Source organism: Ectothiorhodospira lacustris, assembly GCF_022227785.1.
Taxonomy (GTDB): Bacteria; Pseudomonadota; Gammaproteobacteria; order Ectothiorhodospirales; family Ectothiorhodospiraceae; genus Ectothiorhodospira; species Ectothiorhodospira lacustris.
Genome location: NZ_JAJNQM010000056.1, coordinates 1 through 23,386, shown reverse-complemented (window position 1 = coordinate 23,386; position 23,386 = coordinate 1). Strand labels below are relative to the sequence as shown.

The following is a 23,386-nucleotide window of genomic DNA, read 5'->3' as shown; positions in this document are numbered from 1 at the left end:
ATCAGCAGCATGGTGGTGCCCATGGCCTCCCGGGCATCCAGGATGAAGCGCACCATGTATTCCTTTTCCTCTTGGTTCATGCCGGCCATGGGTTCGTCCAGCACCAGGAAACGGGGCTCGGCACAGAGGGCACGAGCCAGCTCCACCCGCTTCTGCATCCCCAGGGGGATCACATCCACGGGCTCGTCCCGCACACTCTCCAGCTGCAGCAGGTCGATGATTTCCTCCACCTTGACCCGGTGCGCCACCTCCTCCTTCTGGGCCCACCACCAGTAGAACAGGGAGGCCATGACGCTGGGGCGCATGAAGATGTGACGGCCCAGCAGGATGTTGTCCAGCACGCTCAGGCCTCGGAACAGGGCCACGTTCTGAAAGGTGCGGGCGATGCCCTTCCGGGCGATGCAATGGGGCTTGAGCCCGTTGATGGGTTCACCCATAAATCGGATCCGGCCCTGCTGGGGCGGATAGAAGCCGGTGATGGCATTGACCAGGGTGGTCTTGCCCGAGCCGTTGGGGCCGACCAGCCCGAAGATCTCTCCCCGGCGTACCGACAGGGAGATGCCCTTGAGTGCCTGAAGACCGCCGAACCAGCGATTCACCTGGTCGCATTCCAGTACGATGTCCTGGTCGGCGTCATGCTGAGTCTGTGTCACGCCTTAACCCTCCCGATGCCTGGTGATCTTGACTGCCGGCGGCCAGGCTGCCGGCGGTGTGTTGCGTTGATGGGCCGCAGCCGGCCCGTGGCCGCCGGGGCGGCTCGGTACCGGTCACTGTTTCCGTGATCAGCCCCTTGCATGCCTGCGGCGGGGCCGGACCGCCTTCAGGTCGCCGGCGGAGCGTGAATGCCCAGCGCCGCCAGGGCTTCGTCACGAAGCATGAACTTGAGCGCACGCCCCGTACTGCGGGGAAACGCCTCATAGAGGCGCACGTGCAGGGGAATCTTGAAATGGGCGATCTGACCCTTGCAGAAGTCCTTGACCGCCGCCTCCGTCAGCGACGTTCCTGCTCCGAGTTCCACGCAGGCGCAGACCACCTCCCCCAGACGGTCGTCGGGAATGCCCACGACCACCGCATCCCGGATCTGCGGATGGGTGCGCAGGAAATCCTCCAGTTCCCGGGGATAGATGTTCTCGCCGCCGCGAATGATCATGTCCTTGACCCCGCCGACGATGCGGCAGTAACCCGCCCCGTCGATCTGCGCCAGGTCGCCGGTATGCAGCCAGCCGGCGGCATCCACCACCCGCCGGCTCAGCTCCGGATCGTCCCAGTACCCGCGCATGACGTTGTACCCCCGCACGCACAGCTCACCGGTAACCCCTCTGGGGACGATGCGGCCCTCGCTGTCGATGACCTTGGCCTCCACATGGGGACGGATGGTGCCGACGGTGTTGAGGCGCCGTTCCACCGGGTCGTTCACATCGCTCATGAAGGAGATGGGGGACGATTCGGTCATGCCGTAGCCGATGGTGACCTGCGCCATGTGCATCAGGCGCATCACCTGATCCATGGTTTCCGGCGGACAGGGGGCACCGGCCATGATGCCGGTGCGCAAGGAAGCGAGGTCAAAATCAGAGAACCGTTCATGGTCGAGCATGGCCTTGAACATGGCGGGCACCCCGTAGAGGGCGGTGCACCGTTGACCGGCCACGGCCTTGAGGGTATCCAGCGGGTCGAAGGCCTCGCCGGGATAGACCATGGCGGCCCCATGTCCCAGGCAGGCCATGTTGCCCATCACCATGCCGAAGCAGTGGAACAGGGGGACCGGGATGCAGACCCGGTCATCGGCACCCAGGCACAGGCTCTGCCCGACCATGTGGCCGTTGTTGAGGATATTGTGATGGGTCAGGGTGGTGCCGGCGGGCTCGCCGCCCATGGCGTTGCTGAACTGGATGTTCACCGGGTCGTCCATCTCCACCCGGGCGGCCATTTCGGCCACCCGGGCCAGGGCCTGCGGGGTACATTCGGCCTGCATCAGGCGGGAGAAATTGAGCGTGCCCGGGGTTTCCGCCTCCCCCACACGGATCACTCGCTGCAGTGACGGGATGGCGGCTGCGCTCAGGATGCCGTTTTCAGCGTCGGCAAGTTCCGGCAACAGTTCCTGTAACATCTGGATGTAGTCGCTGGTCTTGAAGACATCCTGGGTCACCAGTGCCCGTACCTGTACCAAGTTCAGGAAACGCTGCAGTTCCGCCTTGCGCGCCCCGGGATTGATGTTCACCGAGATCATGCCCAGGCGCGCCGCAGCCAGCTGGGTCAGGGTCCATTCGCTGCGGTTCATCATCCAGATGGCGATGCGGTCCCCCGGCTCCAGCCCCAGCGCCAGGAAGGCAACGGCCAGCCGGTCCACCGCGGCATCCAGTTCCCGCCAACTCAGGCACACATCATGGGTGCAATCCACCACTGCCAGGTCCTCCGGCCGGGTGGACGCCTGACGGCGCAGACAGTCACCCACGGTGGTGCCCTGCAGCGGCTCTGCGCCCGCGCCGTGCACATAACTGTAATCAGGATGGCTCATGTTCTCCTTCCTCCGGAGCGCCGACGTTCCGAATGACGCCAGTCTGGTTATGAAGTTATGGCCAATTTATTTACCGTTTACGTCCACGTCAACTATTTTTTTCCATGTATACACCAGGGTTTCTATGTGCAGCGCACAAAACCCATGCAGGGCAGACATTGATTGCGTAAAATGTTCCGTTAACGGAAACCTGCCCGATTCCAGCAGGTCCAAACCCAGGCCTGACCGGCATAGAGCGTCATCACTATCCGGAAGTATCGATAGCCAACAGGAAACCACCATGAGCGATCCCCTGCCGACGATTCGGGAACACGACCTCAACGGCACCACCTACACCATTGGAGAACTGGCCAAGGAATTCGACATCACCACCCGCGCCATCCGCTTCTACGAAGATGAGGGCCTGATCAGCCCGGTACGCATCGGTTCCAAGCGTCTGTATCGCCGCCGTGACCGGGCCAGACTCAAACTCATCCTGCGGGGCAAGCGCCTCGGCTTCACCCTGGCGGAGATCCGCGAGACCTTCAATCTGTACGACGAGGCTCATGGCGAGGCCCACCAGCTGCGCTATTACCTGTCGGTGCTTGAGGAAAAGCGCCAGCACCTGATCCGCCAGCGGGAAGATCTGGAAGAAACCCTGCGTGAACTGGATCACTCCTACGCCCATTGCGAGCAACTGCTGGCGCAGCAGGAACAGCACAAGGTGAAGGACCACGGCACTGCCGCCGCGTCCCGTCAGGCGCGTCCCTCACCCGCCGCCACCCGGATGGAAGACTGACGGCAGGGGCGCGTCCCGCGTCCCGCTTCCACGCCGACATGCCGCCCTGATGGCCGCATCGGGTCGGCATGATCCCGCACCCCGCGCCCCTCTCTAAAAGCAAAAGTTTGACCATTCCGTAAAATAAGCACGCCCAAATATTGACGTTTACGTCAACGGAATTTAAGCTCCATCTCAACCACCCAACACAGAGGGACTTTCCATGAGCCATTTCCCTACCCTGGACTTTGCCCTGGGCAACGAGATCAACATGCTGCGGGATGCGGTGGCCGAGTTCGCCGCCGCCGAGATCGCCCCGCGGGCGGCGGATATCGACCGGGAGAACCAGTTCCCCCAGGATCTGTGGCCCAAGTTGGGGGAAATGGGCCTTTTGGGCATCACGGTGGGCGAGGAGTACGGCGGTACCGGCATGGGGTACCTGGCGCACATGGTCGCCATGGAGGAGATCTCCCGGGCCTCGGCCTCGGTGGCCCTGTCCTACGGCGCCCATTCCAATCTGTGCGTGAACCAAATCAAGCTCAACGGCACCGAGGCGCAAAAGCGCAAGTACCTGCCTAAACTGATGACCGGCGAGCATGTGGGCGCCCTGGCCATGTCCGAGCCGGGCGCCGGTTCCGACGTGGTCGGCATGCGCCTGCGGGCGCGCAAGGAAGGCGACTGCTACATCCTCAACGGCAACAAGATGTGGATCACCAACGGCCCCGAGGCCGGCACCCTGGTGGTCTATGCCAAGACCGACCCCGACGCCGGTCCTCGGGGCATCACGGCTTTCATCGTGGAACGGGGCATGGCGGGCTTTTCCACCGCGCAGAAACTGGACAAGCTGGGCATGCGCGGCTCCAACACCTGCGAACTGATTTTTGAAGACTGCGTGATCCCGGCGGACAACATCCTCGGCCAGGAAGGCGGTGGGGTGAAAGTGCTGATGTCCGGGCTGGACTATGAGCGGGCGGTGCTGGCCGCCGGTCCCCTGGGGATCATGGCCGCCTGCATGGACGTGGTCATCCCCTACGTGCATGAACGCAAGCAGTTCGGGCAGGCCATCGGCGAGTTCCAACTCATGCAGGCCAAGCTGGCGGACATGTACACCGGCCTCAACGCCTCCCGGGCCTATGTCTATGCCGTGGGCCGGGCCTGCGACCGGGGCGAGACCACCCGCAAGGATGCCGCCGGCGCCATCCTCTTTGCCGCCGAAAAGGCCACCTGGATGGCCCTGGAGGCGATCCAGTGCCTGGGCGGTAACGGCTATATCAATGAGTACCCCACCGGGCGCCTGCTGCGGGATGCCAAGCTCTACGAGATCGGCGCCGGCACCTCGGAGATCCGGCGCATGCTGATCGGTCGCGAACTGTTCAAGGAAACCCGCTGAGCCTGCTTCAGCCGGGTCACTGTCGGGGATGCCAGCACAGGGGAGTCAGGGACCACCATGAACGTCATCAAGAGCAAGATCGACACCCGATCCGGGGAGTTTGCCGCCAACCGGGCCGCCATGGGCGCCCTGGTGGAAGATCTGCGGTCCCGGGTGGCCCGCATCACCCAGGGGGGCAGCGAACGGGCCCGGGACCGGCATCTGTCCCGGGGCAAGCTGCTGCCTCGGGAACGCATCCAGGTCCTGCTGGACCCGGGCTCCCCGTTCCTGGAACTGTCCCAACTGGCGGCTCTGGGGATGTACGACGATGAAGTGCCGTCCGCCGGCATCATCGCCGGCATCGGCCGGGTCTGCGGCCAGGAGTGCATGATCGTGGCCAATGACGCCACGGTGAAGGGCGGCACCTATTACCCCATGACCTTGAAGAAGCACCTGCGGGCCCAGGAGATCGCCCGGCAGAACCGGCTGCCCTGCATCTATCTGGTGGACTCCGGCGGCGCCAACCTGCCCAGCCAGGACGAGGTCTTTCCGGACCGGGATCACTTCGGCCGTATCTTCTACAACCAGGCCGTGATGTCCTCCCAGGGCATTCCCCAGATCGCGGTGGTGATGGGTTCCTGTACCGCCGGCGGCGCCTATGTGCCCGCCATGGCCGAGGAAAGCATCATCGTCAAGGAACAGGGCACCATCTTCCTGGCCGGGCCGCCGCTGGTGAAGGCGGCCACCGGGGAGGTGGTCAGCGCCGAGGAACTGGGCGGGGCCGATGTACATTCCCGCGTCTCCGGGGTCACGGACCATTACGCCCTCAACGATGCCCACGCCCTGGGGCTGGCGCGGCGCAGCGTCGGTCGCCTCAATCGCTGCAAGCGGGTGGAGTTGGACATTCGCCCCAGTCGCCCGCCCCTGTACGACCCGGCCGAGATCGGCGGCATCATCCCCGCCGACAGCCGCAAGCCCTACGACGTGCGCGAGGTGATCGCCCGCATCGTCGACGGTTCCGAGCTGGACGAATTCAAGGCCCTCTACGGCACTACCCTGGTCTGCGGCTTTGCCCGCATCCATGGCTACCCGGTGGGCATCATCGCCAACAACGGGGTGCTGTTCTCCGAATCGGCCCTCAAGGGCGCCCATTTCATCGAGCTGTGCAGCCAGCGGGGCATTCCCCTGGTATTCCTGCAGAACATCACCGGCTTCATGGTGGGGCGCAAGTACGAGTCCGGCGGCATCGCCAAGGATGGCGCCAAGATGGTCACCGCCGTGGCCTGCGCCCAAGTGCCCAAGTTCACCGTCCTGATCGGCGGCAGTTTCGGCGCCGGCAACTACGGCATGTGCGGCCGGGCCTATTCGCCCCGCTTCCTGTGGATGTGGCCCAATGCCCGCATCTCCGTCATGGGGGGCGAGCAGGCGGCCAACGTGATGGCCCAGGTGAAGCGGGACACCCTGGAGCGTCGCGGCGAGACCTGGAGCAGCGACGAAGAGGAACGGTTCAAGGCCCCCATCCGCGAGCAGTACGAACGCCAGGGCCACCCCTATTACGCCACCGCCCGGCTCTGGGATGACGGCGTCATCGATCCGGCGGATACCCGCATGGTGCTGGGACTGGGCATTTCCGCCAGCTTGAATGCCCCCATCCGCGAGACCCGCTTTGGCCTGTTCCGCATGTAGTCGCAAGGAGCCCTTTCATGCCCGACACCTCAGCCCTGACCTGCGAGATCCGGGACGACATCGCCTGGATCACCCTCAACCGTCCCGAGCGGCACAACGCCTTCGATGACGCCCTGATCCGTCACCTCACCGAGACCCTGCGCCGGGTGTCGGCGACGCCGGCGGTACGCGCCCTGGTGCTGGCAGGCGCCGGCAAGAGCTTTTCCGCCGGCGCCGACATCGGCTGGATGAAGCGCATGGCCGGCTACACCGAGGCGGAAAACCTGGCAGATGCACAGGCCCTGGGGGAACTCATGGACACCCTCTATCGCCTGAACCAGCCCACCATCGCCCGGGTCCATGGTGCCGCCCTGGGCGGCGGCGTGGGCCTGGTGGCCGCCTGCGACCTGGCCCTGGCCACGGAGCAGGCCCATTTCTGCCTCTCGGAGGTCCGCCTGGGCCTGATCCCGGCCACCATTTCCCCCTACGTGATTGAGGCCATGGGGGCACGTCAGGCGCGGCGCTACTTCACCACCGCCGAGCGCATTGATGCCCAAGAGGCCATGCGCATCGGCCTGATCCATCAGGTGCTGGCGGACGAGGCCGCCCTGGATGCACAGATCCTCCAGACCCTGAACCAGATCCGTCGCAACGGCCCCGAGGCCATGACCGCCGCCAAGGCCCTGGTCCGGGACGTGAGCCATCGCCCCGTCGACGCTGCCCTGGTGACCGAGACCGCCGGGCGCATCGCACGTATCCGGGCCGGTCGGGAAGCCCAGGAGGGCCTGGGTGCCTTCCAGGAAAAACGGCAGCCCGCCTGGTGCCCCTCCGAGCCGGCCTGATGGCCCCCAACCGCAGGGAATCGAGCATGTTCCACAAGATACTGATTGCCAACCGGGGCGAGATCGCCTGCCGCATTGCCCGCACCTGCCGCGAGCTGGGGATTCGTACTGTGGCCGTCTATTCGGAGGCGGACCGGGAGGCCATGCACGTCAAGGCCTGCGACGAGGCCTGGCCAATCGGCCCGGCACCGGCCCGGGATAGCTACCTGAACATCCCCCGCATCCTGGAGGCGGCCCGACGCAGCGGCGCCCAGGCGATCCACCCCGGCTATGGGTTTTTGTCCGAGAACGCCGATTTTGCCCGCGCCTGCGACGAGGCCGGCATCGTCTTCATCGGTCCCCCGGTGGGGGCCATCGAGGCCATGGGCTCCAAGAGTGCCGCCAAGGCGATCATGGAAGCCGCCGGCGTGCCCCTGGTACCGGGGTACCACGGCGACGATCAGTCCCCCGCCCTGCTGGCCGACGTGGCCGCCCGGATCGGCTATCCGGTCCTGATCAAGGCCTCCGCCGGCGGCGGCGGCAAGGGGATGCGACGGGTGGATGATCCGGCCCGGTTCCGCGAGGCCCTGGAAGCGGCCCGGCGCGAGGCCCGCTCCGCCTTCGGCGATGATCGGGTGCTGGTGGAAAAGTACCTGCTCCAGCCCCGCCACGTGGAAGTCCAGGTCTTTGCGGACAGCCAGGGCCGGGTGGTCCACCTGTTCGAGCGGGACTGCTCGGTGCAGCGGCGCCATCAGAAGGTCATCGAGGAAGCGCCCGCCCCCGGCCTGGACCAGGACCGTCGGCACCAGCTGGGCGAGGCGGCCATTGCCGCCGCCCGTGCCATCGGCTACGTGGGCGCCGGCACCGTGGAATTCATCATGGACAGTCGCGGCGAATTCTATTTCATGGAAATGAACACCCGCCTGCAGGTGGAGCACCCGGTCACCGAGATGATCACCGGTCAGGACCTGGTGGCCTGGCAGCTCCGGGTGGCCGCCGGCCACCCCCTGCCCTGCGAACAGGCGGACTTGGCCATCCGGGGTCACGCCTTCGAGGCCCGCATCTATGCCGAGGACGCAGACCGGGACTTCCTGCCCGCCACCGGCACCATCGGCCACCTGCGGACCCCGCCGCCGAGCCGGCACGTGCGCATCGATACCGGCGTACAGGAAGGTGACGAGATCAGCGTCCACTATGACCCCATGATCGCCAAGCTGGTGGTCTGGGATCAGGACCGGACCACCGCCCTGCGCCGCCTGGCGACGGCCCTGGAATCCTTCATCGTCGTCGGCACCACCACCAATGTGGGTTTTTTGTCCCGACTGGCCCGCCACCCGGCCTTTGCCGAGGCACGGATCGATACCGGCTTCATCGACATCCACCGGGCCGACCTGCTGCCGCCGGTACCACCGATCACTGACGGACAGCTTTGTGCCGCCACCCTGCATGAGCTGCTGCGGGTGGAACAGGCAGCCCGGGCACGGGCGCAGCAGTCCGGCGATACCACCTCTCCCTGGCATGCCACCACCGGCTGGCGCCTGAACACCGACAGCCATCGCTCCCTGCATTTTTTCGACTCGGCTCAGGACCGGGATCTCAAGGTCGCGGCCCATTATCTGGATACGGGCTTTCGCCTGGACCTGGGGCATGGCGAACACTGGGTCCAGGGCCATCTGCAGCCCGACGGTCGCCTGCGTATGCAGGTGGACGGCGTGCATCAGGATGCCTGGGTGCTGCAGGAGGGGCGCCGCCTCAGTGTCTTCATGGCAGGTCACACCCGTGACCTGGTGATCCATGATCCCCTGGCGGCAGGCATGGACGACGAGATCCAGGAAGGCAGCCTGATGGCCCCCATGCCGGGCCTGGTGGTCGCCGTCCATGTGAAGGAAGGTGACGTGGTGCAGGAAGGCGATCCCCTCATGGTGCTGGAGGCCATGAAGATGGAGTATCAGATCAGCGCCCTCACCGACGGCATCGTCGACAGCGTGAACTACAGCGAAGGCGAACAGGTGACCGAAGGAGCCCAGCTCCTGACCATTCGCCAGGGAGAATGAGCCATGGCACACATCACGACCCCCTATTACCTGGAAGACCTGAGTCCCGGCATGTGCTTCGAGACCGAGGCCACCACCATGACCGAAGCGGACATCATCCGCTTCGGCCGGGAATTCGACCCCCAGCCCCACCACGTGGACCCGGAGGCCGCCCGTCACACCCTGTTCGGCGGTCTGGTGGCCAGTGGCTGGCACACCATCGGCGTCATGACCGCCCTGGCGGTGCGCTCCGGCATGCCCCTGGCGGAAGGTCAGATCGGCGTGGGCGTGGAAGGGATCCGCTTCGCCAAGCCGGTTCGCCCCGGTGACCGCATCCGGCTGCACCTGGAGATTCTGGAGGCCCGCCCGCGGGAATCCCGGCCCGGCTGGGGGGTGGTGCGGGTGCAGTGGACCGGTATCAACCAACATGACGAAGTGGTGGTCGAACTCCAGCCCAGTGTGCTGGTGCGCGCCCGCGACGGGGAGATCGCCGAATGAACCTGCCCGGATCTTCCGTGCGTCTGGTGGAGGTCGGCCCCCGGGACGGTCTGCAGAACGAACCGGGCACCATTCCCACGGCCGTCAAATTGGGTCTTATCGAGCGCCTGGCCGACACGGGCCTGACCTGGATCGAGGCCACCGCCTTCGTTTCCCCCAAATGGGTGCCCCAGATGGCGGACCATGGAGAGATCATGACCGTCCTGGCGCCCCGACCCGGGGTGCGCTATCCGGTGCTCACGCCTAACCTCAAGGGCCTGGAGGCCGCCGTGGCCGCGGGCGCCAGGGACGTTGCGGTCTTTGCCGCGGCCTCGGAAAGCTTTTCCCGCAAGAACATCAACTGCGGCATCGACGACAGTCTGGACCGTTTTGCCCCGCTGATGGAACGGGCCAGGGCGCTGGATATCCCGGTACGGGGCTATGTCTCCTGCACCCTGGGCTGTCCCTACGAAGGCGAGATCCCGCCGGAGGCCGTAGCCCGGGTAGCGGCACGACTTCATGCCATGGGCTGCCATGAGATCTCCCTGGGAGACACCATCGGCACCGGTACGCCCCTCAAGGCCCGGCGCATGGTGGAGCGGGTGGCCGAGGTCGTGCCCATGGCACAACTGGCGGCCCATTTCCATGACACCTACGGCCAGGCCCTGGCCAATCTCTATGCCGTCATGGAACTGGGCATCCGCACCATCGACACCTCGGTGGCGGGCCTGGGGGGCTGTCCCTATGCCCGGGGCGCCTCGGGCAACGTGGCCACCGAAGACGTGGTCTACATGCTGCACGGCATGGGTATCGACACCGGCGTGGACCTGGCGGCCCTGGTGGAAACAGCCCACTGGATCTGCGGACAGTTGGGGCGGCCCGTGAACTCGCGGGTGGCCCGGGCCATGGCGCCTTGCGATGCCTGAAGGCCGTCAGCCGGCGCGCTCCCACCCGCCCTGAATGATCCGTATCCGACCGGCGGCCAGGTTTTCCATCACGTTGCGACCCATCACGAAGAAGCGCTCACCAAAGATCAATGACGGGTTCAGCGCCCCGGACTCGCCCCGGGCCTCACGGCCGGTGTGCTTGCGGCGCCATTGCAGCGCCTGCTCGCTGATATCCTCCATGAACAGGGGACGCAGTCCGATCGTCTCCAGCCGCACTTTCAGGGTTGCCAGGTCCGGCAGATGGCTGTGCCGGGGCAGGTCCGCCCAGGGTACGGGTAACTGCAACGCCCCCTCCCCCGACCCTGCCACCACTTCATGGATCAGCAGTCGCCCGCCGGGGCGCAGCACCCGGACGATCTCATCCAGTGCTTGCGGCAGGTCCGGCACGTTCAGGAACACATGCTGTGCCCAGACCGCATCAAAGGTAGCCGTGGCAAAGGGCAGGCATTGGGCATCGCCGTGAACAAAATCAGTCCTGGCGGCCAGCCCGGTGGCGCGACTGAGCCACCGGCCGGTGGACACGAAATCCGGCGTGATATCCAGGCCGGTGACCCGTAGCCCATGGTCATGGGCCAGCAGACGGGTCGCGCCCCCGGTGCCGCAGCCCAGATCCAGCACCCGCTCAGCGTGGGAAAAACCCGCCCGACCCGCCAGCCGTCGGCTGGCCGCCCGTCCGCCCACATGGAGTTGGTCGATGGCGGCGACATCATCGCAGGCAAGTCGATCCGGGTTCAGCCCCGCCTGGATCAGGGCCTGACGCAGGATCTGTTCAAGCCCCGACGGGGCGTAGCGTGAGGCAAGGGAGCCGGCAGGGTCCGGTGGTTGCAAGTCCATCTCTATCAAATCCGTTACGAAAAAAGGGGAGCCATTCGGCTCCCCGAAGGATGGCCCGCGATCAGAATCGCGTCTGCAGATTGAGGCTCACCGCGTTGACGCTGTCCCGCTCGGGCAGCAGATCGGCGGTATCGGCAAAGCCGTAAGTGGCCCAAAGACGGGTGGACTGGGTGACGTTGTAGTGAAGCTGGATGTCAGCGAACACCACGTCCTCGGATTGGTTCAGATCCCGCGCCAGACCGTCATACTGCACCCAGCCGGCGGCCAGCTTGAGCTGCCAGCTGTCGCGGGGACTGAAAGTGCCCCGGACCGCGATCAGATGACGGTCGAAATCCTGTCGCACGTTCGCAAACTCCCTGGCTCCCTTGCCCAGTCCGGTCATGCTCAGGGCGTCGATCCGGGTGGCCGTGGCATCGTGGCGGGGACTGCTGTGAATCAGGCTGGAGAAGCTGTCGAACCCGGGCTCGATCAGTGAGCCGTTGAGGTTAAAGAAGTACTGGCCTTCCAGCTTGAAGGCGGGGGTGACGTCAAAACCGCCGCGCACAAATCCTGCGTAGGTGTCATTGGTGAACAAGGCATCCCCGCCGCCCAGATAGTGGGCACCGGCCGTCAGTTCCACCTCGCCCACCTTGCCCTGGACCCAGGGGGAGATCAGGGTGCCGCCGCGCACGTTATAGAACCGATCCGATTCGTAGTCCCCTGTGGCATCCTTCTCATCATCCCCCAGGTAGTAGCCCAGCAAGGCCCCCCAGGCCCAGCCGCTGTTCCTGCCGGTCAGTCCGGTATAGAGCAGGTAGCCGTCGTCCTTGTTGTCATCCAGGGACACCTTGCGGCGCTGGTCAGCCCCCACCAGGAAGGTCACCCCGCCGGCCACAGGACCCAGCAGGATGATGCGGTCACGGCGGTCGTCCGCCACGGTGATGCCGAAGTTCCAGTTGGCGATCTGTCGGCCCGCCCGCAACTGCCAGCCCTCCCCCAACGGCACGCTGACATAGCCGTAATCCAAGGTCACGGTGCGGTGATCCCGGCCGTCGGTAAAGGGCTTGCTCTGCTGAAGTCCGTTCAGATCACCTGAAGCATCTCCGCGCCAGGTGTCGTTGATCAGGTTGACGCCCGCATGCACGCTCACCCCGTCCTGGATGCGGATGTCCGTGCGCAGGCGCAGGCGCTGCTCAAAGCCGTTCTGGTTGCCGCCGGCGGCCATGCTGCGATCAAAGCCGCGAACGTCGATATCGCCGTTGAACTTGTATTCCACGGCCTGGGCGCCGGGCACGGCCAAAAGGCCGGCCAACGCAAGGTGGCTGGGTCTGATACCCATCGTTGACTCCTCCCATAGCTCTCTTTGATGGTGCTTCTTGTCTGGGTGCGCCGATCTGCCGAGACCAGGCACGGGCTAAAAACTAGATTACGTTTACGCTAACGTCAATGTTTATTTTCCTTAACGTAAACGGTAATCTTGATGCAAACCCATGCACGCCCATCAAACAAGGTCCGCGGAGAGACATCATGGCGACTCAGGCTGAAATCCTCTGGCAACCGGGAACACGAGCATTGAAGGACAGCGGGATGGCCCACTACCGGGCCTGGCTCGCTCAGGCAGGTTACGGCCGTTTCGCGGACTACGCCGAACTGCATCGTTGGTCCGTGGAACACCTGGAGGCCTTCTGGGAGAGTATCTGGCGCTTCACCCGGGTCCGCGCCGGCCAACCTTACAAGAGCGTCCTTGAGCACCCGGCCATGCCCGGCACCCGCTGGTTTCCGGGGGCACGGCTGAATTTTGCCGAAAACCTGTTGCGCCACGTCATCGACCAGCCGGATGACCGGGAAGCGATCACCGAGGTCAGCGAATCCCGCTCGCCTCTGCGGCTGAGCCGGGCCGGACTGCTGGCACGGGTGGCCGCCCTGCAGGCAGGCCTGAGATCCCTGGGGGTCGAACCGGGGGACCGGGTTGCCGGCGTGGTCGCCAATACCCATGAGTCTCTGGTGGGGATGCTGGCGGCCACCGGCATGGGGGCGATCTGGAGTTCCGCTTCCCCCGACTTCGGTACTGCGGCCATCCTGGATCGCTTCGGCCAGATCGAACCCAAGGTGCTCCTGGCCGCCAATGGCTACCGTTACAACGGCAAGTGCTTTGATCGCAGGCAACAGAACCTGGACCTAGCCGCGGGGTTGCCGACCCTGGCCGGCGTGATTTCCCTGCCCATCGTGTCGGAGTTGGGCCATCCGGAGGATGCCCGCTTCCTGAGTTGGGAGGAGATCATGGCCGTCCATGCCGACGCCGAGCCGGTGTTCGTGCAGGGACCGTCTGATCAGCCGGTCTATATCCTGTATTCATCCGGCACCACCGGCGTGCCCAAATGCATCGTGCACGGTGCCGCCGGGATGCTGCTCAATCACAGCAAGGAACTGCTGCTGCACGGGGACATCGGCCCCGATGACTGTTTTTTCTATTTCACCACCACCGGCTGGATGATGTGGAACTGGCTCGCCTCCGGCCTGTTGACCGGCGCCAGGCTGGTGCTGTTCGACGGCTCACCCGGCCACCCCGACATGAACCGGCTGTGGGATCTGGTGGCCGAGGAAGGCGTCACCCACTTCGGCACCAGCGCCAGATTCCTGGGCAACTGCCGCAAGCTGGAACTCACTCCCGGCAGGAGCCACGATCTGTCCGCCTTGCGGGTGATCTTCTCCACCGGCTCCCCCCTGTCGGCAGAGGACTTCGACTGGGTCTACCACGGTGTCAAGAAGGATTTGATGCTGGCTTCCATCTCCGGCGGCACGGATATTTGCGGCTGCTTTGTGGGCGGCAACCCCCTGCTGCCGGTGCGCCGGGGCGAGATCCAGTGCGCGCAACTGGGAGTGGATGCCCATGCCTTTCTCCCGGACGGCAGTGATGCCGGCCCGGAACGGGGGGAGCTGGTCTGCCTCAAGCCCCTGCCCTGCATGCCGGTGGGATTCTGGAACGATCCCGACGGCAGTCGTTACCGGGGCGCCTATTTCGAGCAGTTCCCCGGTGTCTGGGCCCACGGGGACTTCATCCAGTTCACCGCCCACGGCGGCGCCATCATTCACGGCCGCTCCGATGCCACCCTCAACCCCGGCGGGGTCCGGATCGGCACGGCGGAGATCTACCGTCAGGTGGAGACCATCCCGGAAATACTGGACAGTCTGGTGGTGGGGGCGCCGGATCAGGAGGGAGACGTGCAGGTCATCCTGTTCGTGGTCATGGCCGCGGACCAGATCCTGACGGCGGAACTGGAGCGGACCATTCGCACCCGTATCCGCTCCAGCGCCAGCCCCCGGCACGTTCCGGCGCGGATCCTGGGCGTGCCCCAGATCCCCTACACCCGCAGCGGCAAGAAGGTGGAACTGGCGGTAGCAAGGATGCTCCAAAAGGCATCCATGAGTGAGAACACCAGCGCGCTGGCCAATCCGGAGTCACTGGAACAGATTGCGCAGGTACTCAGGGAGGCGGGGCTGCCGGCCTAGCCTCTACAGGCCCCCGGCACCGGGTTGGGGGCCTGCATGGTGAATTCAGGGATTGCCGCGCAGGAACGCAGACAGATGCGAGAGCATGGCTTTGCTCTTTCTCACCAGGACCCCATAGGTGGCCCGCGAGGTCTCCGGGTTCGGGGCCGACACCATGTCCCGTGCCAGCCGATGAATCTCATCGTGCATGATCCGCGCCGCCGCCAGCGGCGTATCCAATGCTTCGGGCCCGCGCGGATCCATTTCATCCAGCCAGCGACAGAAAAAACAGACATCCAGCTCCGCCGGGTCCGGCACGGCACGGTGGCCCTCCAGCATGTCTTCCAGCGCCATGATCCAGGCCCGATGCTCCACCATGGCATAGACCACCAGACGCAGGTCTCCCACCAGTGGCACAGCGGCCCGCCATACCGACGGTGGCCGCCACCGGCGTATCCAGTCGACCACCCGGGTCGCGGGCATGGGTCGGGCGATGCAGTATCCCTGTCCCAGCTCGCAACCCAGCTGCAGCAGAAGCTCCCCGTGGGCCTCCGATTCCACACCTTCAGCGATCGGCGTGCGCTTGAATGCCTGGGCCAGACCGAGGATACCCTCCAGAATGGCCAGGTCATCGGTATCGTGGAGCATGTCGCGCACGAAACTCTGGTCGATCTTCACCACATCCGCCGGCACCCGCTTGAGATAGGTCAGGGATGAATAGCCGGTACCGAAATCGTCCAGCGCAAACTGAATACCCAGCGCCACGCAGGCCCCGATCGCCTGGGAGACGTGCCCCATATCCGTCAGGGCGCTGGTTTCCAGCACTTCCAGCTCCAGCAGATGGGGGGGTGCCTGGGGATGATCCGCCAGCAACGCCTTCAGGTCCTTGACGAAATCGGGATGCTGCAGATGGTAGGGCGAGACGTTGACGCTCACCGTCAGCTCAATGCCCTGTTGCCGCCAGCATTCCACCTGGACCAGCGCGGCATCCAGCACCCACCGCCCGAGCCGGGCCTCCAGCGGATGATTTTCGATCACGGACAGAAACACGAAGGGTTGCAGCAGCCCTCGTTGCGGGTGCTGCCAGCGGACCAGGGCTTCCACTCCCAGGATCTCACCGGTGCGCATGTTCACCTTGGGCTGGTAATACAGTACGAACTCGTCCCGGATGATGCCAAGGGCAATGCGATCGTGGGTTTCGTGCAGCCCGCGCAGGGTCTTGTCCTGCTCGGCATCGAAGACATGGCACCGGTTTTTGCCCGCCAGCTTGGCCTGATACATGGCCTGATCCGCCTGCCGGATCAGCTGATCCGGATCCACTTCATCGACCTGGGGATAGGTGGTCAGCCCAACACTGCCCGTCACCTTGAGCAAGCAGCCGTCCACAGCGACGGGTTTGGCGATGGCCGCCAGCAGACGATCCATCAGCGGCTGCTGTCCGGCACGATTCAGATCCTCGGTTTCCAGCACGGCGACAAATTCGTCTCCCCCCAGGCGGGCCAGAGTATCGCCCTCGCGCATGATAGTCTGGATATGACCGGCCACTGCACGCAGCAGGTGATCCCCCAATTCATGGCCGTAGCGGTCATTGATGCTCTTGAAACCATCCAGATCGATATAGGCCAGCGTAAAAGGATCGCCGGTACGGCGGGCGCGGGCCATGTACTGCTGCAGTCGGTCCGAAAGCAGTACCCGATTGGGCAGGTCGGTGACCGGATCATAGTGGGCCAGGTGTTCCAGACGCCGCTGATTCTCCTTTTGCTGGGTAATGTCGGAAAAGATACCGACATAGTTCCTCGTCTGCCCCGTCTTGTCATCCTGCACGGCGCTGATGGTAATCAGCCCCATGAACAGGCTGCCATCCTTGCGTTGATTGCAGATCTCTCCGTGCCAGCAGCCCTGAGTGGTCAGGGTATTCCACATCTTTCGGTAAAAGGACACATCGTGTACGCCGGACTTGAGCAGGGAGGGATTGAGGCCGATCACGTCCTGCCGGGCATGGCCGGTGATGTCGCAGAACATCCGGTTCACATCCATGATACGGGCGTTACCGTCGGTGATGAGAATGCCCTCCCGGGCATGTTCGAACACACTGGCCGCCAGGATCAGCTGGGCCTCGATGCGCTTGCGCTCGGTGATGTCCCGGACCGTTGCCTGCAGCAGGGATTGATCGCCGATTTCCAGGCGATTGAGCAGAACATCCCCCACAAACTCGGTGCCGTCGTCCAGCCGACGATGAGTCCACTCGAACCCCACATGCCCCTGCTCCAGCGCCTGATGGACACGGTAACGGGTCGACACCTCGGAGGACTCTCCGTCGGGCTGATATTCGGGGGAGAGGGCTTGCAGGGACCGGCCGATGATCTGGTCCGTCTCCCGTGCCCCGAACAGATGCAGCATGGCCGGGTTGCACTCGACGACGATGCCGTCATGGAGAATGAACACCGCATCGGGCGTGGATTCATACAGCGCCCGGTAACGGACTTCCGAGCGGTGCAGTTGTTCGGTTCGTTGCATGACCCTGGATTCGAGCTGTGCGTTGGCATCACGCAAGGCCCCCTCCGCCCTTTGCCAGCGCCGCCCCAGGCGCATGGCCATGACCAACCCCACCAGACTGGGCAGAATCACCAGTAAGGAGGCCAACGCCGTGGTGCGCAGGATCTGCGGCGCGATGTCCCTGCGCACATGGTCCCTGGTCTGAAACAGATGCAGCTGCCAGCCCAGGTCCAGCATGGTCTCAAAGTGCAGCCAGTCCGCGGCATCGGGACGATGGTGCATGGATGGATCATCGGTGAACGGAGACAGAGTCAGGAAAGGATGATCCGCCGGAGGCTGCGGCGACTCCCCTTCCAGCCAACCGAACCGGGTATCGGCAATGGGCAGGCCCTGACGATCCAGCACCGTGGCCACGGCAAATGGCGCAATCCTTTCCGGCGTCAGCAACTGGGAAAGATGCTGAAGGTGCAGCACCCCGCCCAGATGCAGGCGAATCCGCCCATCGGGTCCCTTGACGGGCGTATTGATGGTCACCGCCCGCAGGCCATCGGACCCCAGAAAGCTGTCGGAGACCACCTGCCGGCCGGTTTGCGCCGTATCACGAAAGTAATCCCGGTCGGCCAGGTTGCTGCGTTGCAGGGGGATGGGCCAGGGATACAGCCGATGAAAGTCCCCTTCCGGTGTGAGGATGAACACCACCGAAAACCCGCCGTGCCGATACAGCCGCTCCAGCCATTGGTCCTGGGCCGATGGCGGCACATGGGCATATTGACCGGTGGGCAGTGGATCAGGCCATAGCTCGCCCAGCTCCGGCGCCTGGGCCGCCAGCTCCAGGAGCGCGGAAGCCCGCTGGATGTCCTCGTCGATCAATCGGGCCAGTCCCGTGGCCAGCGCGGCATGATCGGACGACCAGCGCTGGACCGCCCATTCGTCCATGGTGGTGCGCAGCACCAGTCCCATCAGGACCAACGCCAGGATCGTGGGCAGGACAATCACTGCCACGATTTGCTGTCGTCTTGTGGGCATGGACATCATCATTGCCGCGGAACAGGGCCTTGGGGTCAAGAAGCGCATGGATGCCGGCGCGTGTGCAACCACCCGAAACTAGGAACAGGGCCGCAATTCATGCACACTATATAGTGTTTTTATATTCGGGTACCGACCTTTGGCAAACTCGCTGTCGACACCTGAAATCCGACTGATCCCATTGACTCCTGGAGAGACCATGCCTGCCAGAACACGTATGATCCTGATCGCTGCGGCGGCCTTCGTGGCCATCGTCTTCTTCCAGCCATTGCTCACCTTCCTCGGTGGCATACTCGTGATCGTGGTGGCAGCCACCCTGATCTTCCGCGACCTGCCTCAGGATACCCAGGATATGATCGAAGATCATATCAATGGCTGGATCAACCGTGCCCGCAGCGGTTTTTGGCCGGCGGAGAGCAGCGGTGCCCAGAGAAGCGCCGGCACTTCCGCCCGAGGCCGGGTGATTGAGGCGGAACTGGACGATGACGAGGACGAGGAGGAAGCGCCGGCACCCAAACCCAGGCCCCGCACGCGCCGTCCCCGTGCCAAGAAGAGCACCTCAGCCTCCGGCAGCAACACTTCTTCCTGATACTGCTTCACGGGAACTCTGCCTTGTGGGAGCGGGCCTGCCCGCGAACAGCGGCACCACCGGAAACACCGCTTTCGCCGGCAAGGCCGACTCCCACAGGGGATGCAGACGGCAACTGCACGACTCACTTGATGCCGGTCAGATTCTCCCCTTGCCGCGTCCGGTATCTCGCTCCTCCCCCATCACCAGCAGGACGGCATTACCGCCGGCCGCCGCGGTGTTCACCGTCAGCACCCGCTCGGTGGCAAAACGCAGCAGGTAGTGGGGACCTCCGGCCTTGAAACCGGTCCCTGACAGTCCTTCGCCGCCGAAGGGCTGACTGCCCACCACCGCGCCCACCATGTCCCGGTTCACATAGGCATTGCCTGTCCGCACCTTGCGGGCCAGCTGGTGGGCAACGGCATCGATCCGGCTATGGATCCCCAGTGTCAGACCATACCCGGTGGCATTGATCTGCCGTATCAACCCGTCCAGTTCACCAGTACGCCAGCGCAGCACATGCAGCATGGGCCCGAACACTTCCCCCGGCAACTCATCCAGCCGGTCCAGTTGATACAGGCTCGGGAGCATGAAACTGCCCCGCTCGCAGCCGCCCGACAGGTGGGCACGGTGGAGCAGGCGATCCTTGCGCCTCATCTCCTCATCATGGGCCTGCAGGGCCGCCAGTGCCCGGTCATCGATCACCGGCCCCACATCGGTGGAAAGCCAGTGAGGGTCTCCCACCACCAGGGTATCCATGGCCCCCTGGAGCATCTCCAGCAAGGCATCCGCCACCGATTCCTGGACACACAGCACCCGCAGCGCCGAACAGCGCTGGCCGGCGCTGAAGAACGCCGAGCGCAGGATATCCATGACCACCTGTTCATGCAGAGCGGTAGCGTCCACCACCATGGCATTGATGCCGCCGGTTTCCGCGATCAGGGGCACGATGGGACCATCCTCCCGGGCGGCCAACCCCCGGTGAATCAGGCGGGCGGTCGCGGTGGAGCCGGTGAAGGCTACACCGCTGATACGCGCATCAGCCACCAGTTTGGGACCAATCTCCTCTCCCCGGCCGGGCAGACAGTGCAGGACTGCGGAGGGGACACCGGCCTGGTGCATGAGCTGGGTGGCCCGTACCGCCACCAGGCCGGCCTGTTCCGCGGGCTTGGCGATCACCGCATTGCCCGCCCCCAGGGCGGCCGTCACCTGGCCGGTGAAGATGGCCAGCGGGAAATTCCAGGGGCTGATGCACAGAAACACCCCTCGGCCCCGCAGGGTGAGCTCATTGCACTCCCCGGTGATCCCTGGCAGGGACAGGGGCCGTATGAACCGCTCCCGGACCTGGGCGGCATAATAGCGACAGAAATCCACCGCCTCGCGCACCTCGGCCTGGGCGTCCCGCAGGGTCTTGCCCGTCTCTTCCACGCACAGGACCATGAGCTCCGTCGTGTGCTGCTCCAGCAGGTCGGCCACTTGGTCCAGGATCGCCGCCCGCTGGGCCGGCGGGCGTTCATCCCAGGCCGTCCAGGCCTGGTGAGCGGCCGCCAGGGCCGTCTCCAGGTCCTCGTCATTGGCAAAGGTGATACGACCGATTTCCCGCCCGCGGTCGGAGGGTGCGTATACCCCTTGCCCGTGGCCGGTCCGGAGCCGCCCGCGGCAGACGGGACCGCCGTTCCAGGGGGCACGCGCCCCGATCCTGTTCATGTCTGCCGCCAGCTGGTGCAGGGTCTTGCGATGGGCGAAGTCCAGGCCGCGGCTGTTGCGCCTGGCGGGGGCGTAAAGGGCGGCGGGCAGCGGGATGCGGGGGTGGCGCCAGGTACTGTAGCCCTTGAGGGTCGTTACCGGATCGGTGATGAGCTGCTCCAGGTGTTCCTCGTGCAGACGATGGACAAAGGAGGTATTGGCCCCGTTTTCCAGCATGCGGCGCACCAGGTAGGGCAGCAGGGTCTCGTGACTGCCCACTGGGGCATAGATCCGGCAATGGAGGCGGCCCGAATCGGACCGCTCCACCAGTTGCCCGTAAAGCCCCTCCCCCATGCCATGGAGGCGCTGAAATTCATAGGCCTTGTTGCCGGCCATTTCCATCACCGCCGCCACCGTCTGGGCATTGTGGGTGGCGAACTGGGGGTAGAGATGCGGGCTGTCATGGAGCAGGCGGCGGGCACAGGCCAGGTAGGACACGTCGGTGGCCGCCTTGCGGGTAAATACCGGGTAATCGGACAATCCCTGCTGCTGGCTGTCCTTGATCTCCGTGTCCCAGTAGGCCCCCTTCACCAAGCGTACCATGACGATACGGCGATGCCGGGCGGCCTGCTGCTCCAGCCAACCCAGCTGAGCCCAGGCCCGTTTCTGATAGGCCTGTACGGCCATACCCAGGCCGTCCCAGGCATTGAGATCCGAATCAGCGATCAGGATCTCCATCACGTCCAGAGATAGGTCCAGGCGCCAGGATTCCTCGGCATCGATGCAAAGCGGGATGCCCTGATCCCGTGCCAGCCGGCACAGTTCCAGGATGCGCGGCATGAGCCGACCCTGCAGGCGGCTTTCATGGCCGGGCTCATAGCGGGCATCCAGGGCGGAGAGTTTCACCGAAATGCCCGGCCGCTCCCGCAACGGTACGCGCAGATCCACCCCATCACCGATGCGATGAACGGCATGCCGATAGGCCTCGAAGTAACGCCGGGCATCCTCCTCGGTGCGGGCCGACTCCCCGAGCATGTCATAGGAATAGCAGTAACCCGCCTGCTCCTGGGGACGCGCCCGTTTCATCGCCTCGTCGATGGTGCGTCCCAACACGAAGGCATCCCCCAGCATGACCATGGCACGACGCACCGCGGAGCGGACCAACGGGGCACCGGCCCGCGCCAGCAGACGGTGAACCGCCCCCCCCAGCCAGTGGCGGCGGTCTTCCGTATCGATGATGCGTTCACTGATCCATAGCCCCCAGGTGGCGACATTGACGAAAAAGGGCTGGCCCTTACCCAGGTGGGCATCCCAGTGGGCGGCGGAGAGCTTGTCCTGGATCAACTGGTCCGCGGTGGCCTTGTCCGGTACTCGCAACAAGGCCTCGGCCAGGCACATGAGAGCAATACCCTCTTCCGATGAGAGGTCATATTCATGCAGCAGGGCGCCGATGCCGGACTGTCGTTCCTGGGCCTTGATCATGCCCCGCACCAGCCCCCGGGCCAGGAAGCGCACCCGGGTCGCCGCCTCTGCCTCCAGCTCGGCACGGGGCAGCAGGGCCTTCATCGCCTCCGCTTCGTCCATGCGACAGGCCGACATCATGGGCTCACGGTCCTGGATGGACAGTGCGGCGAGGTCCGGATAGACGTATCGGCTCATAATTTCTCTTGTCCTATTGCAAATGCGCGCCATGCCGGGGGCTGCGGTTGGCCCCTACGGGGTGTCCTTCTTAGAATAGTCGCTCGCATGAGGATCATTCCACGATCCTCATGCGAGCCAACGCCGGGCCACCCTGGCGCCCTCCTCCATGTCCGTCACATAGGTCAGGCGCCCCGCCTCCTTGCGCACCCCGGCCCGGCGCAGCTTGACGATCAGCCGGGCCTTCATGCCCACGAAAATGAGCGCGATCCCCTTCTGACGCAGGTCGGCAATCAGGCTCTGCAGGGCCACCAGGGCAGTGCCGTCCATGCTGGGGACATCCTGCATGTCCAGCATGACCACCTTCACGCCGGGGTCCACCACTCGCAGGGAAGACATGGCCTTCTCCGCGGCGCCGAAGAACAGGGGGCCGTTCACGTCATAAAGGGCCACCGCCGCCGGCAGCGAGCGGGTATCCGGATGACGGTCCGTCTGCACCCGGTCGGAGTGGGTGAGCAGGGACATGCGGTGAATGAACAGGGCCGCCGCCAGCCCCATGCCCACGGCCACCGCCAGCACCATGTCGAACAGCACCGTCAGGCCGAAGCAGATCAGCAGGATGGCCACGTCGGGACCGGGGGCAGAGCGGACCGTGCGGACAAACAAATGTGCCTCGCCCATGTTCCAGGCCACCACGAACAGCAACGCGGCCAGGGCCGCCATGGGGACATGGCCCAGCACCCCGGCCAGGCCCACCACCGCAATCAGCACCACCAGGGCATGGACCACGGCGGCAATGGGGGATCGAGCCCCGCTGCGGATGTTGGTGGCGGTCCGGGCGATGGCGCCGGTGGCGGTGATGCCGCCGAAGAAGGGAGCCACCACGTTGCCCAGCCCCTGACCGATCAGTTCCGAGTTGGGATCATGGCGGGTCCGGCTCAGCCCATCCGCCACCACGGCACAGAGCAGGGATTCGATCGCCCCCAGCATGGCAATGGCAAAGGCCGGCCCCAGCAGCGCCCGGATCAGGTCGAAGTTCAGCTGCAGGGGCTGCCCGTCGGGACCGGGGAGATGCCACGGAAAGGC

At 64.9% G+C, this 23,386-nt stretch carries 16 protein-coding genes; 9 read left to right on the top strand and 7 right to left on the bottom strand.

All coding sequences use genetic code 11. From position 1 onward, the window contains the following. On the bottom strand, positions 1-653 hold a 653-nt coding region (locus LQ952_RS11215; protein WP_238622730.1), incomplete at its 3' end, for an ABC transporter ATP-binding protein. 167 nt (positions 654-820) lie between these two features. Next, a complete protein-coding gene (locus LQ952_RS11210; protein ID WP_238622729.1) occupies positions 821-2,515 on the bottom strand; it encodes an AMP-binding protein in 1,695 nt (564 codons plus the stop codon). 280 nt (positions 2,516-2,795) lie between these two features. Here LQ952_RS11210 and LQ952_RS11205 point away from each other — a divergent pair, with 280 nt between their 5' ends. The 7 genes from LQ952_RS11205 to LQ952_RS11175 all read left to right on the top strand — a co-directional run bounded on the left by LQ952_RS11205 (position 2,796) and on the right by LQ952_RS11175 (position 10,563). After that, the gene (locus LQ952_RS11205) at positions 2,796-3,293 is read left to right on the top strand and encodes a MerR family transcriptional regulator (RefSeq protein WP_238622728.1); all 498 of its coding nucleotides are present in this window, start codon (positions 2,796-2,798) and stop codon (positions 3,291-3,293) included. Positions 3,294-3,495: 202 nt separating this feature from the next. Beyond that, positions 3,496-4,662, top strand: coding sequence for an isovaleryl-CoA dehydrogenase (locus LQ952_RS11200; RefSeq protein WP_238622727.1), 1,167 nt, complete (start codon positions 3,496-3,498; stop codon positions 4,660-4,662). Positions 4,663-4,719: 57 nt separating this feature from the next. Further along, positions 4,720-6,327 (top strand): carboxyl transferase domain-containing protein, encoded by a 1,608-nt coding sequence (locus tag LQ952_RS11195; RefSeq protein WP_238622726.1) that lies wholly within the window; start codon positions 4,720-4,722, stop codon positions 6,325-6,327. Between the two features lie 17 nt (positions 6,328-6,344). Beyond that, a complete protein-coding gene (locus tag LQ952_RS11190; protein ID WP_238622725.1) occupies positions 6,345-7,148 on the top strand; it encodes an enoyl-CoA hydratase/isomerase family protein in 804 nt (267 codons plus the stop codon). A 26-nt stretch (positions 7,149-7,174) separates the two neighbouring features. Next, on the top strand, positions 7,175-9,181 hold the full coding sequence (locus LQ952_RS11185; RefSeq protein WP_238622724.1) for an acetyl/propionyl/methylcrotonyl-CoA carboxylase subunit alpha: 2,007 nt from the start codon (positions 7,175-7,177) through the stop codon (positions 9,179-9,181). A gap of 3 nt (positions 9,182-9,184) precedes the next feature. Then, positions 9,185-9,658: a MaoC family dehydratase gene (locus LQ952_RS11180; RefSeq protein ID WP_238622723.1), complete on the top strand. Its 474-nt coding sequence runs from the start codon at positions 9,185-9,187 to the stop codon at positions 9,656-9,658. Next, a complete protein-coding gene (locus tag LQ952_RS11175; RefSeq protein WP_238622722.1) occupies positions 9,655-10,563 on the top strand; it encodes a hydroxymethylglutaryl-CoA lyase in 909 nt (302 codons plus the stop codon). Before LQ952_RS11180 ends, LQ952_RS11175 begins: the two co-directional genes overlap by 4 nt. Before the next feature lie 6 nt (positions 10,564-10,569). On the opposite strand, the gene LQ952_RS11170 is transcribed toward LQ952_RS11175, so the two are convergent. Together LQ952_RS11170 and LQ952_RS11165 are read right to left on the bottom strand one after the other, a co-directional pair. Further along, the gene (locus LQ952_RS11170) at positions 10,570-11,418 is read right to left on the bottom strand and encodes a class I SAM-dependent methyltransferase (RefSeq protein WP_238622721.1); all 849 of its coding nucleotides are present in this window, start codon (positions 11,416-11,418) and stop codon (positions 10,570-10,572) included. A gap of 61 nt (positions 11,419-11,479) precedes the next feature. Continuing rightward, the gene (locus LQ952_RS11165; RefSeq protein WP_238622720.1) at positions 11,480-12,736 is read right to left on the bottom strand and encodes a hypothetical protein; all 1,257 of its coding nucleotides are present in this window, start codon (positions 12,734-12,736) and stop codon (positions 11,480-11,482) included. A 188-nt stretch (positions 12,737-12,924) separates the two neighbouring features. On the opposite strand from LQ952_RS11165, the gene LQ952_RS11160 reads away from it, so the two are divergent. After that, complete coding sequence (locus tag LQ952_RS11160; RefSeq protein ID WP_238622719.1) at positions 12,925-14,907, top strand: acetoacetate--CoA ligase; 1,983 nt, start codon at positions 12,925-12,927, stop codon at positions 14,905-14,907. 45 nt (positions 14,908-14,952) lie between these two features. On the opposite strand, the gene LQ952_RS11155 is transcribed toward LQ952_RS11160, so the two are convergent. Next, the gene (locus LQ952_RS11155; RefSeq protein WP_238622718.1) at positions 14,953-18,408 is read right to left on the bottom strand and encodes an EAL domain-containing protein; all 3,456 of its coding nucleotides are present in this window, start codon (positions 18,406-18,408) and stop codon (positions 14,953-14,955) included. Positions 18,409-18,607: 199 nt separating this feature from the next. Between LQ952_RS11155 and LQ952_RS11150 the strand changes: the two genes are divergently transcribed. Beyond that, positions 18,608-18,997, top strand: coding sequence for a hypothetical protein (locus tag LQ952_RS11150; RefSeq protein WP_238622717.1), 390 nt, complete (start codon positions 18,608-18,610; stop codon positions 18,995-18,997). Positions 18,998-19,135: 138 nt separating this feature from the next. On the opposite strand, the gene putA is transcribed toward LQ952_RS11150, so the two are convergent. Next, positions 19,136-22,321: a bifunctional proline dehydrogenase/L-glutamate gamma-semialdehyde dehydrogenase PutA gene (gene putA, locus LQ952_RS11145; protein ID WP_238622716.1), complete on the bottom strand. Its 3,186-nt coding sequence runs from the start codon at positions 22,319-22,321 to the stop codon at positions 19,136-19,138. A 108-nt stretch (positions 22,322-22,429) separates the two neighbouring features. Beyond that, positions 22,430-23,386: SulP family inorganic anion transporter (locus tag LQ952_RS11140; RefSeq protein ID WP_238622715.1), on the bottom strand; the 957-nt coding region annotated here is incomplete at its 5' end.